Source organism: Trichococcus sp. TS_SC_9 (assembly GCF_056156325.1).
Genome location: NZ_CM149591.1, coordinates 825,313 through 837,866, shown reverse-complemented (window position 1 = coordinate 837,866; position 12,554 = coordinate 825,313). Strand labels below are relative to the sequence as shown.

11 protein-coding genes are annotated in these 12,554 nt (G+C 50.1%); 4 read left to right on the top strand and 7 right to left on the bottom strand.

Translation table 11 applies throughout. From position 1 onward, the window contains the following. The first annotated feature begins 24 nt into the window (after nt 1-24). The 4 genes from AC0J5I_RS03830 (at nt 25) to AC0J5I_RS03815 (ending at nt 4,608) form a co-directional block, all read left to right on the top strand. Nucleotides 25-1,833, top strand: a complete 1,809-nt coding sequence (locus AC0J5I_RS03830; protein WP_475303920.1) for a DUF4153 domain-containing protein — start codon at nt 25-27, stop codon at nt 1,831-1,833. 301 nt (nt 1,834-2,134) lie between these two features. Next, nucleotides 2,135-3,355, top strand: a complete 1,221-nt coding sequence (locus AC0J5I_RS03825; protein WP_475303917.1) for a MalY/PatB family protein — start codon at nt 2,135-2,137, stop codon at nt 3,353-3,355. A gap of 50 nt (nt 3,356-3,405) precedes the next feature. Next, on the top strand, nt 3,406-3,534 hold the full coding sequence (locus AC0J5I_RS03820) for a hypothetical protein (protein WP_256327902.1): 129 nt from the start codon (nt 3,406-3,408) through the stop codon (nt 3,532-3,534). A gap of 183 nt (nt 3,535-3,717) precedes the next feature. After that, the gene (locus tag AC0J5I_RS03815) at nt 3,718-4,608 is read left to right on the top strand and encodes a DMT family transporter (protein WP_199903012.1); all 891 of its coding nucleotides are present in this window, start codon (nt 3,718-3,720) and stop codon (nt 4,606-4,608) included. A 266-nt stretch (nt 4,609-4,874) separates the two neighbouring features. On the opposite strand, the gene AC0J5I_RS03810 is transcribed toward AC0J5I_RS03815, so the two are convergent. The 7 genes from AC0J5I_RS03810 to AC0J5I_RS03780 form a co-directional block, all read right to left on the bottom strand. Continuing rightward, a complete protein-coding gene (locus tag AC0J5I_RS03810; protein WP_475303903.1) occupies nt 4,875-5,246 on the bottom strand; it encodes a hypothetical protein in 372 nt (123 codons plus the stop codon). A 403-nt stretch (nt 5,247-5,649) separates the two neighbouring features. Next, a complete protein-coding gene (locus AC0J5I_RS03805; protein WP_475303899.1) occupies nt 5,650-6,504 on the bottom strand; it encodes a MurR/RpiR family transcriptional regulator in 855 nt (284 codons plus the stop codon). A 10-nt stretch (nt 6,505-6,514) separates the two neighbouring features. Next, nucleotides 6,515-7,444, bottom strand: a complete 930-nt coding sequence (locus AC0J5I_RS03800; RefSeq protein ID WP_475303897.1) for an exonuclease domain-containing protein — start codon at nt 7,442-7,444, stop codon at nt 6,515-6,517. Nucleotides 7,445-7,486: 42 nt separating this feature from the next. Further along, complete coding sequence (locus tag AC0J5I_RS03795) at nt 7,487-7,777, bottom strand: hypothetical protein (RefSeq protein ID WP_107996049.1); 291 nt, start codon at nt 7,775-7,777, stop codon at nt 7,487-7,489. A 303-nt stretch (nt 7,778-8,080) separates the two neighbouring features. Further along, entirely contained in the window at nt 8,081-8,791 is a 711-nt protein-coding gene (locus AC0J5I_RS03790; RefSeq protein WP_475303884.1) for a Crp/Fnr family transcriptional regulator, read from the bottom strand. Nucleotides 8,792-8,875: 84 nt separating this feature from the next. Beyond that, nucleotides 8,876-10,747, bottom strand: coding sequence for a heavy metal translocating P-type ATPase (locus tag AC0J5I_RS03785; protein WP_475303880.1), 1,872 nt, complete (start codon nt 10,745-10,747; stop codon nt 8,876-8,878). A 380-nt stretch (nt 10,748-11,127) separates the two neighbouring features. Further along, the gene (locus tag AC0J5I_RS03780; protein WP_107996053.1) at nt 11,128-12,522 is read right to left on the bottom strand and encodes an L-cystine transporter; all 1,395 of its coding nucleotides are present in this window, start codon (nt 12,520-12,522) and stop codon (nt 11,128-11,130) included. Nucleotides 12,523-12,554: the final 32 nt, after the last annotated feature.

Below are 12,554 nucleotides of genomic sequence, written 5' to 3'. Positions count from 1 at the left end.
TATTGTAAGAAAGGAGTGGCAAAAATGAAATTCAAAGATTCATTGCGGACGGCCTACAAAGGAATGGGCCGCTCAATCAGTCGTTTTCCATTGACCGTGCTATTTTTGATAGCGGTCGCAGTGTTGAACAGCTTCATGATCGAAAACCCGCGCGAAGATTATGCCCGCTATTTGTTCACTTTTTTGGTGGGAGCCATGCTGAGCATAGTCGGCCAAATGGTTTATGAACGTTTCTATACGCAACTGAACACCCGCTATCTGTTGATGGGTGGAGCCGTGTTGCTCACGATCGGTTATTACTTCGCGGTCGGACCGCAGACGCAGTACAATATAGCCATAAATGTCAAAACGGGTGTGGCGCTGTTCGCTCTCATGATTGCTTTTATTTGGATACCATCAATCAAAAATGTGAAAGTGCCTTTCCACCGGAGTTTTTTGTCGGCTATGAAAGCTTTCTTTACTACCATACTTTTTTCAGCAGTGTTGACAGCCGGAATCAGCGCTATTTTCTACGCCACTGATTACCTGCTCTTCAATATCGATTTCAAGATCCTCACGCATCTTATGAATATCGTCGCTTCCTTGTTCGCACCGATCTATTTCTTGTCGATGACGCCGCAGTACCCGGGCAAACGCGAAGAAATGATTCCGGATGAGGCATGGGCGAAGCGCGGGGAAACTTTGGATCGCCAATTTATGGTGCCGCGGTTTCTGGAAATCCTGATTTCCTACATCATCATCCCTTTGACTGCCATCTATACGTTGATTCTCGTGATCTATGTCGTCATGAATATCGGAGGCGAATTCTGGACAACCAATCTTTTGGAGCCGCTGCTTGTTTCCTATGCGATCATCGTCATCATCGTCTATATCCTTGCCTGCAATCTCGAGAATAAGTTTGCCGACCTGTTCCGCAAAATTTTTCCTAAGATCCTGATTCCGATCGTTGTCTTCCAGACCATCGCCTCCTTCCTGAAAATCAGGGAGATGGGCGTCACGCATGGCCGCTACTATGTCATCCTGTTCGGCATCTTCGCGACGATAGCGGGCGTGATCTTCAGTTTCATGAAACCGAAGCATAACGGTTTGATCGCCATCGCCTTGCTTGCGCTGTCGGCCATTTCCATCATTCCGCCGATCGATGCCTTTACCGTCAGCAAGAACAACCAAATCGGCTTTTTGGAACGGAAATTGATGGAAAATGACATGTTGGTTGATAACGCCATCGTTCCGAAAAGCGATGTTTCCATCGGCGATAAGATCGTCATCACCAAGGTCGCCTCCTACATCGACAACATGGGCTACAACAAAGAGGTGGCCTACTTGCCGAGCGATTTCAATGTCTACAGTGATTTCAGCGATACCTACGGATTTGATATGACTTATTCCGAAACGGAATATCCGCAAGGCGAGGGAGAATTCGTCTATTTGAACTGGGATGCCGATCCCGTCGTCGGAATCGCAAATTTCGATGTCATGCTCCATCAGTATCTCTACTATTCCGAAGTCGAAACGAGCCCCATCGAAACTACCGATTTTGAAGTGAACGGCCAACCATACCAATTGGAAAAAAGGTTGGATGGCACGTATTATGTCTTGACCGTAAAGGATGCGGCTGGAGAGGAATTGATCGTCTATAATACCCGCGAAGTGTACGATACCATTTTCGAGGAGGCTGCGACTTCCGGCTTCGACAAAGGGAATCTGACAACTGAGGATGCGACGATATCTACCGAAAATGACCAGATCCGAATGAATATTTTGGTCAATTCCTTGGAGCGTACACCGGATTTCACAGGTGGAGATCTTTATCTCTTCATTGAATTCAAATAAGTCTTCCAAGAAAAATACTATCTAAGTCCCGATTGCGCGAATATAGCGTAATTGGGGCTTTTTTGTTTTTTAGTGAAAGATCATGTTAGGAATGGTGACCGGAGGAGCAGCGATTGGATAGGGGTTTGGGAAGGGATTTTAATGGCATGTGAGGTTTTGTGACCTGATTTGTTATGGAAAAGTAGACAATGGCCAAAAATCCCCTTATAGTTAGTTTAATAAATGAATTGCACTCATAAACGAGGTGCCGATCCGACGCTTGTGTGATTAAATCTTACACGAGTGGGAAGGGAGAGATAATATGGTGTATGGGATGGAGATTGAAGGAAACAAAAAAATATATGATTTCGAGTCGGTCCTCAGCAGAAAAAACAAAGGCTCCGTGAAATGGCAACAGATGTATCAATGGATGCCGGATGTAGCGGATGACGTGGTGCCTCTTACGGTGGCGGATATGGAATTCCGGACTGCGCCCGAGATCACCAAAGGCTTACAGGAATATTTGGAAGACAACATACTGGGCTATAGTGTCCCTACCGAAGGCTACTATCAAGCGGTCATCGATTGGCAACGGCGCCGGCACAATTTTGAGGTGGAGAAGGAATGGATTTTGACCAGTCCTGGTGTCGTTTCAGCATTTTATGCGGCAGTCAGGGCGTATACCCAGCCGGGTGAAGGTGTCATCATCATGACGCCGGTTTATTATCCTTTCTTTGGAGCCATCGAAAATGCGGGACGGAAAGTCGTCAGGAATCCTCTCTTGAATCGCGCGGACGATTACACGATCGACTTTAAAGGGCTTGAGCATCTTTGCCGTAAGAAAGAGAACAAGCTGATTATTTTCTGCAGTCCCCATAATCCAGTCGGAAGGGTGTGGACGGAAGAGGAGTTGGCGCGCTTGGCGGATATCGTGTTGCGCTATGACATGATCATTGTCGCGGATGAAATCCATCATGACCTGATCATGCCTGGATATGAACATAAGGTTTTCCAGACACTTTCCCACGCAGTGGCTGAAAGGACGATCACCTGCACTTCGCCATCCAAAACATTCAATTTGGCTGGGCTGTGCACTTCCAACATCATCATTCAAAATGAGGCTTTGCGTAAGAAACTGTCCGATGCGCTCGGAAGCGTCGCCTGCGGTATGGTCGGTACGCTAGGGTTGGAAGGGTGCCGGGTCGCTTACAATGATGCGGAACAGTGGCTTGACCATCTGATACCGGTCATCGACAGGAATCAGCATCTGGTGCGCGACTTCTTCGCTGCAAATTTCCCCAAAATAACCGCACCCCTGGTTGAGGGAACGTATCTGCAATGGATAAACTTCAATACTCTGGGATTAGAACCGGAAGAACTGGAACAGTTCATGCGCGAGGAAGCGCAGTTCTTTACCGATGAAGGTTATATTTTTGGAGATGGAGGCCAAGGCTACGAACGCATCAACTTGGCGGCGCCGACCAAAGTGATTGAAGACACGCTCAATCGTCTTGGGGAAGCATTGTACCGAATGCAACAGTAACCAGTAAACCAGCAAGATGTGCGTTTCAACATGAAGGAGGGAGCAATACCATGAAAAATTTTATTAGATGGGAATCCGTTGTCCGTTATTTCGCTGAAAAGAAACCTGAAAAGGCAAAGAAACCAAAAAAAGTAGAAGAAATCAGGGAGGCTTCCATCATCACTGCGGCAATCGATTAGTTTCGGATGAACCCGCATGGGGAACGCACGTAATAAGAGCTTAATGGCATATGATTCATTCAAAAAATATGGAACGCAAGTACTGCGCGTTCCGTATTTTTTTGCGTCAGACCTGTCCCGGCCGATAAACTCTGTGATATGATGGGTGTACTATTTTCATCAAACAAGGGAAGGTGTGGGGTTGTGTCGAAAGGAAAAGGGAAAGTGATGCTGTCGATGCTGATATTCGGGACGATCAGCATCTTCGTTAAGAATATTGATTTGGCTTCCAATCAGGTTGCCTTCTTCAGGGGCGCTTTGGGGAGCCTGTTCCTCTGGGGGACATTGGTGGTGCGCAAGGAAAAGATCCCTTTGGAATTGGTGAGGAAAAATGCCAAGTTCCTGTTGCTTTCGGGTTTTGCTGTCGGCATGAACTGGATCTTGCTGTTTGAAGCTTTCCGCTACACGACGGTATCGAATGCAACCTTGAGCTATTATTTCCAACCAATCTTTATGACGCTGTTGGCGCCGTTCGTCTTCAAGGAATCCTTGACCGCGAAGAAGATCGCTTGCGTCCTGTTGGCGATGCTCGGGATGTTCCTGATCATCGGCGTGAGCCCGAATGCGGGGACGTATAATCATCCGGTCGGGATCGGATTCGGTTTGGCTGCAGCGTTTTTCTATGCGGTGGCCATCATGTCCAACAAAAAAATCGCGGGTCTTGGCGGGATCCCTTTGACTGCTTTGACGCTCGTCATCGCCACCGGAATCCTGACCCCTTATGTCGCACTGACTTCCGGGTTCGGATTGGGACAATTGACTGGCGGATCCATCACCAGTCTGCTGGTTTTGGGGATCATCCACACGGGGATTGCCTATGTGCTGATGTTTGCGGGCGCCCAGGCGGTCGAGAGCCAGACATTCGCTGTACTCAGCTATGTAGACCCGGTGACAGCGATTGTGGTCTCGGCTGTATTCCTGAAAGAAGACCTGTCTCCCATTCAATTGGCGGGAGGCGTACTGATACTCGCCGCGGCATTCCTGAACGAATTTCTTGGCAACAAAGAGAAACAAATGGCGACCAGCAAAGAGTAGCAAAAAGGCAGCCGCTTTCCATATGGGAATTGAATTTATGCTCAGAAATAACCCGTCAAAAACTGGTTTGGCGGGGAAAATCAGTTCAAATAACAGTCAGAAAACCCGCCGAAACCACTTTGGCGGGGAAAAACGTCCGCGGACAACAAGCGATTGCCCGTCAAAACCATTTTGGCGGGGAATTCCGCCACGAACGCGAACAACAAAACACAGAAAGGGGCGGCCTCATTGGAGGCAGCCCCTTTCGTTTGGTATAGATTCAGTTGTTACGCGATTTTTATCATGCGCTTCCGGATGGCTTTTTCCCATGTATCATAGTGATTGACTGCGAATTTGAAGAGGGTACCGTCTTTCCTTTCGATGATCAGCGCTTTGCGGAGGCCGTAAGCGCCTGGACGTACACTCCTGATGTCATCATAGGGAATAGCGATGTCGTAGATGCCATCAGCGAAGGCTTTTGAGAAGGGTTTGAAGAAAATCTTTGTCATGATTTTGGCTATTTCCGGCATGTCGAAGCGGAGCTGCTTGTCTGTCAAAAAGCCAAAGCCATCCAGGGCGGACTGTTCGCTTCGGCACCAACTCATCCTACCGCTGTACAAGATTACTTCCCCGGATCTGTCTCCAGTCTTTTTAAACATATCGATTCCTTCTTCCATAAACAAAACAGTAGCAATCCTTCGCCCTTATTATACCAAGAAGCTAATCAACAGGTCTAAAAATAAACAAAAACCCGAACAAATTTGTCCGGGTTTCGCAGAGCAGAAGGCCTCTTTGCGTATGGCAGTACGCGGTTGAAAGCCTTTCTTCTCAAGGGTGGATTCATTTTTTCCGGCGCTTACTGACTGAGCGATCTCACGCCGGGAGGAGCAACCTGTCATCAAAAATGAAGGCGCCTCTCTTATGGATGCACTCAGTATAAGCCATAACCCTTTGGGAAAAAAGGTACCGAGCCCCGAATGAAAGAAATCTATCACAACTTGCATCAGGATGGTTTGAACACTGATAGGATCCTTTCAGAAGGCGCAGCCGTTCCGATGATCCTCACCAAGTGATTCGGCTGATTTTTTTGTAATAATCCATTTTCAGTGCGACATTACGCTCGTAGTCGAGTTTGAAATAGCTGGTGTACAGGCAATCCAACAGGAACAGCAAGGAAAGCCTGGTCGAAAACGAAGAAATCTTATTGTAATGACTTTCGTTCGAGCTCATGTAGAGATGGTGCGTGGCTACATCTGCGAAAGGAATGGCATCGGTGGATGTGATCAACAGAATGGGCGATCGGTTATTCTTCAGGATCTTCACGATTTCTGGAATGACCGTGCCCCGTCCGCCGTATGAAACAACAATGGAAATATGCGAAGGATCGCTGGCGGCCGCCGTCAGACGTTGGTGATACTCCTCTATCGGGACATTGACGAATCTGCCGATTTCCTGCATCTGAAACTTGAAGTTTTCCGCGAAAAACAGATTCCCGGCGGAGGTGTAAAGGTCGATGGCCGGCATCTTTTTCATCAACGAAGCCGCTTGGCGCAGCTGCTCCAGATCCAAGTTGTTGAGCGAGGACACCACGGTCTGCTCATAGAGTTCCTGCATCGTCCGCGTGATCTGGTATTGGGTTTCGTTGGGGTGGATTGGATAGTTGAAATCCAAGGTCGTCCTTTCCTTCAGGTAGTCGCCCACCGAAGAAGAAACCAAGATCTTCAATTCGGAAAGGCCGGCCAGGTCCATCTTTTTGCACAAACGGTAAATCGTTGCGTTCGAAATGAAGCTGGCTTCGCTGATTTCCGAAGAAGTCATCTTCACGAAAGCTTCGGGATTTTCTTTTATATAGGAAACCAAAATTTTCTCGTTTTCGGTCAGGCTCACTAAATTATCCATTTTGCTGAAGATATTCATCCGTGTCACCTCATTTCTTCAAAAAAATGCGCAGGAAATCCGATTCGGAAAGCAGGGTCAGATTGTGGCCGCTGCCTTGCAGTTCACGGACAGATTGGATTTTGCGGCTCTCGCTCGGTGTGCCGATTTTGCGCCAATCACTGTCAGCGACGACCAGGTAAAGGGTCTCGTAGCTCAGGTTGGCATCGAAATGGCCACCGACATCGACAACGAGCTGTGCCAAATCGTTGCGCTTCAGTTTTTGGAAACGGCCGGTAAAGCAGACGTGCTTGTCGTAAAAGACGTGTTCCTTATCGAACAGCAGGCTCTTCGGCTTCAGCGGTGCGGCTGTTTTTGCCCGTTTGGCAGGGGTGTTTCTGCCGCCTTTCGCTACTCCAAAAGCATGCGAGAACAATTTTCCCATCCGGTATTGGTATTCATCCAGGAAGCCTTGGATGTCGTAATCGTATTGCGCCAGCATTTTGCTGGTGATCAATCCGCAGGCGACAGCATCCTCCACTGCATTATGGTGGTTATCGATTGTCATGCCGAAGTAGTCCAGGACGGTCGGCAAACGGTTATTGTGCAGGTCCAGCATGCGCTGCGCCATCTTGCAGGAACAGAAAAATTCATTCTGCATCTTCGGCAGTTTGTAGGTTTCAATCGTCTGCTGCAGGCAGCTCATGTCGAATTGGGCAAAGTGGGCCACCAGCGGATCTGCTCCGATAAAAGACCGGATGTCCGGATAAAGTTCGTCGAAGGAAGGTTCCCTTGCGACCATGGCCTCGGTGATGCCGTGGATCTGGATATTCCCGCGGCTGAAATATTGGCGCGGATTGATGAGCGCGTAATAGCGGTCGACTTCCTTCCCGTCGGAAAAACGGCTCAAGCCGATGGAACAGACGCTGTCACCACGGCTGTTTGCAGTTTCAAAGTCAATGGCGACGTAATCCATTTGCATGCATACTCCTTTTGGTTGTTTATTTATAAATGAATAGAAGATCTATTGCTGCTGCAAAGCCATGATCTGTTGGTAATAAGGGATCAGGCTGCCCAAAGCCGCGCCGATGATGAAGAACAACAGCATGCGGATCAAAATATAGGCCCAGCTTGCTGTATAATCCCGGGTCGGGTTTTTATTGGAGCGTCGGAAGAGGAAGAACATGCCGATTCCCGCAATCCAACCGATGCCGGACAAGAGCGCTTGGGAAGTCGCCGGATTCAGGTAGCCGATCACAAAGCCTACAACCGTGGCAAAGGCCAACAAAAGCCGTTGCTTCATTTTTTCTGTCATCAAAATTTCCCCCTTTTTCGTAAACCCATTCTACCACAAAGGGCGCTTGCGGAATACGGTTGTGATCCGACAAAAAAGGGATCGGAACCCAAATTTGTCGGTTGATCTTTTCATGTCGCAACGCGAACAGCCGAGAGAACTCTAAATTGTCGATTGAACTATTCGTGTCGCAACGCAAACAGTCGAGAGAACCCAAATTTGTCGATTGAACTACTTTCTTCGCATCACAAACAGCCGACATCTGACGACGCATGCGCTTGCAAACCAAAAAACCGTCTCAATACGAGACGGTCGCTAGCGGTTTTACAAAAACAACAGGCCATCGAGATCCAGGATGACGATCTCGCGGTGGTTCAGTTGTTTGATGAAATGGTGGTCCTCCAAGGAACCCATCTTCCGGCTGATCGTTTCCGGTGTTGTTCCGAGGTAGGAAGCCAGATCCTTCTTCGACATCGGCAGGGTGATGGTGTCGCCGTCCTTCGTGGCCAATTCGGCAAGATAAAGGGCCAAACGGGCTTCGACTTTTTCTGTAGCCACGTAGGTCGTCTGTCTTTCCGACTTTTCCAGCCGGTTAGAGAATTCCTGCAGCAATTTCAGGGAGATGGCCGGATATTTCAACAAAAAGTGCTGCAGATCGCTCCTTTTCATCCGGCAGACTTGTGTCTCCCTCACCGCTTCGGCATAGGCTTCGTGCTTCGATTCGCTGAAGAGGGCCAACTCTCCTGTGAAATCGCCCGGATTGAGGAAGCGCACGAGCTGCTCTTTCCCGGATTCCGCCAGTCGGTAGATGCGGATCAGGCCGGAATGGAGGATGTAGAGCGTATCCGACGCTCCGCCGGGGCGGTAAATCAGTTCGCCTTTTTTGTAGGTCGCCGGATTGGTCACGGACATGATTTCGTCCATCTGGTCCGGCTCCAGGTGATTGAAGATCGGCACAAGCGAAATGCAGGAACTGTGCGAGTTGCAGGCGCATTCTCCGCTGCAGTTGTGCGCCGCGTTTTGGTTATTGTTCATAGGGTGGATTCTCCTTTTCGGAACAGGTCATGCAGTTGTTCGGTCATTTGAATTGTACCGCAATCCAACGGCTGCATGCGAATTTTAGTTTGATGCGGCAGTATTTTTCCGGCCGAATCCGATCAGGCGCATGGCGTTCAGGATGACTGCTAGGATGCTGGCTTCATGGATGAACATGCCGCTGGCGAGATGGACGGATCCCAGCAGCACGCCCGCCAAAAGGAAGATGACGACGGCTACCGCAATGGCGATGTTCTGTTTCATATTTCGCATGGTTGCCTTTGACAGCGAGTAAGCATGTGAAAACTGCATCAGCTTATCGGCCATCAGTACAACGTCGGCCGTCTCCATCGAGATGTCGGTCCCGCCTTCGCCCATCGCCAAGCCGATGTCGGCGGTCGCGATGGCAGGTGCATCGTTGATGCCGTCCCCGGCCATCGCCACGACAGCACCATCTGCCTGCAGTTGTTTGACGAAACGCACTTTGTCCTCCGGCAACAGCTCGGCGTGGAAGGCGTCCAACCCCAATTGTTCGGCGACAGCTTGAGCGGTATGGCGGTTGTCACCCGTCAGCATGATGATCTGTTTGATGCCGTTACGGCGCATTTCGGCCAAAGCCTGCGGTGCATCCTCACGGATCTGATCGGCAATGGAAAAGAGCCCGGCAAGCTTACCGTTAATGGCTGCGAAAACAACGGTATTACCGGTTTTTTCACGTGCGACTGCATAGCCTTCCGCCGCTTCATTTATCGAGATTCCGGACTTTGCCATCAGTTTGCGGTTGCCGGCGACGAGATGACGGTTGTCAATTGTGGCTTTCAATCCGTGGCCTTTGATGACTTCCGCATCTTTCGGCGTAGCAGTGTCCAGGCCGTGTTGATGTGCGTATTTCACGATTGTCTGTCCGAGGTGATGTTCGGAAATGCGCTCCGCCGAAGCCGTCAGCTGCAGCAGTTCCTGGCGATCGATGGCACTAACGATATGGATGTCGGTCACTTCCGGCTTGCCTTTCGTCAGCGTGCCGGTCTTGTCGAAAACGAGCGTATCGACTTTGGAAAAACGATCCATGACTTCGCCGCCTTTCACGAGCACGCCGTATTTAGCGCCGTTACCGATGCCGGCCACGTTCGATACCGGAGCGCCAATTACGAGCGCACCAGGGCAGGCGATTACAAGAAAAGTGATGGCAAGATGCAAGTCACGCGTCCAAACGTAAACGATGACGGAAAGCACCACAATGGCTGGCGTGTAGAAGTTGGCGAAGGCATCGAGGAAACGTTCGGCCTTGGATTTGGATTCCTGCGCCTCTTCGACTAATTCGATGATTTTTGCGAAAGTTGTGTCAGCGCCGACCTTTTCCGCAATCATTTCGATGAAGCCGTCGTCCACCAATGTCCCCGAAAAGACTTTGTCGTCCAAGGATTTATAGGCCGGGATCGCTTCACCCGTCACAGCGGCCTCGTTGATGGCTGCCTGACCTTTCACGATGATGCCGTCAACCGGAATCTTGCCGCCTGGTTTGATGAACAGCCGATCCCCGACAGCAACTTCCTCGACCGGCACGATGACTTGATCGGTGCCATGCATGACGGTTGCTTCCTGAGGCGCCATGTCAATCAAGGAGCGCAGAGAAGAGCGGGTCTTTTCCAAGGTGCGTGCTTCCAAGAAATCACCGAACAGAAACAGAAAAGTCACAACGGAAGACTCCGTATATTCGCGGATGAACAGCGCGCCGATGACCGCGATCGTCACCAGCAACTCGATGCTGAAAGCTTTCATCCGCAGCGCCAGATAGGCTTTGTGCATGATCGGCACCACCGCGATGAGCGTCGCTGCGATGAGGGCGTAGTCAGCAACTGCAGCATATCCGAGTGTTTTCAGGATGAAGCCGAGCGCAATCAGGATTCCTGAGAGTGCGGTTATGCGGTTTTTGTATTTGTGGATCCATTTGATCATGTAAATGACCTCCTCTTGTATTTCCTATAGCCTAATCATACGCCATAAAAGAGGAAAACGACTTGATGGGGGTCAAGCTTTGGATGCGGAAAATACGCGAGGGTTTCTTCGCGCGGGTGAGCGGTCGCAGCTCCGGTAAAGAGGCGCTCGTCGGAGTTGTGCGACTGGTTGGGGGCTGTGCTCCGACGAGAACCTGCTCGCAGGAGAAGAGCCTGCACATTACCACTGTTCTCCGGTTTGAGGAGCCTCGCCGGAGGAGCGCAGCCATTGCCCTGACTGACGCCACCGCTCGTTGGCATCCGAACACAAAAAAAGCTGCCTGCAAATTGCAGACAGCCGAGCCCTTCGCCAGGACAGAGAATTATATATAGAAGTAAAAACTAAATCGCATCCCCATCAACAACGGCAGCGTCGTCGTTCAGGATGGAGGAGTCGAATTCCCCGATGTTGCGGGAGGAAACGACGCCCGCTAGCATGCTGTCGTTCACGTTCGTCAAGGTACGCATCATATCGATGACCGGTTCTACCGAGATGACCAGTCCGGCGATTGTGACAGGCAAGTTCAGCGCGCCCAGAACTATCAAAGCGGCGAAAGTCGCACCGCCGCCGACACCGGCAACACCGAAGGAACTGATTGTCACGACCAGGATGAGCGTCAAGACAAAGCCGATACTGGTAACATCAATGCCCAAAGTTGGAGCGACGATGGTCGCCAACATAGCAGGGTAGACGCCCGCGCAACCGTTCTGACCGATGGACAAGCCGAAACTGGCAGCAAAGTTGGCAGAGGCATCATCGACACCCAAGGCTTTCGTCTGCGTTTCAACGTTCAAAGGCAGTGCGCCGGCGCTGGAACGGGCAGTGAATGCGAAGCTCAATACCGGGAAGGCTTTTTTGAAGTAGGTAATCGGATTGACGCCGACTGCTGCGAGAATCAAGCTGTGCACCAGCAGGACGACAAGCAAAGCGGCATAGGAAGCGACCACGAACAGTCCCAAGTTGACGATGGCTTGGTAGCTGGATGTCGCCATCATTTTGGTCATCAAGGCCAAGATTCCGTAAGGAGTCAAGCGAAGGACCAAGGTAACGATACGCATTACGATTGATTGGATGACTTGCAGTCCTTTATTGAACAAAGCAGCATTTTCGGGCTGTTTTTTCTTGATGCCCATATAGGCGATCCCGACGAAAGCGGAAAAGACCACGACGGCAATCGTACTTGTGCTGCGCAGACCGGCCAGATCCTGGAAGATGTTGGTCGGTATGAAGCTGAGTACTTGGCCAGGGATCGTCAAGTCAGCGACTTGCGTCTGTTGGGTAGTCAAGGCTTCGATCCTTGCGGTTTCAGCGGAACCTTGCGTGAATTGCGCGCCGTCAAGATTGAAGAGGATGACGGATGCCCACCCGATAAGGGCAGCGATGGCGGTTGTACCCAGCAAAGTGCCGAGCACGGATCCGCTGATTTTGCCCAGATTTTTGGTTTCTTCAATGCGGGTAAACGCGCCCACAATCGACACGAAAATCAAGGGGATAATCAGCATCTGTAGGAAGCGGACGTAACCGTTACCGACGATGTTGATCCAGTCGATGGCAGTGATTGTTATTGTGCTGTCCGATGCGAATAGCAGCTGGATGGCAGCCCCGAAGATAACCCCCAAAGCCAGCGCGATGAAAACACGTTTTGAGAACTTGACGTGTTTGGCGCCCAAACGATAAAGTGCGAAAAGCAATGCCGCAAATACGGCTAAAATAATGACAATGGAAATGATGTCCATTTGAACTCCTCCTTTAATTTATCTATCCCGAG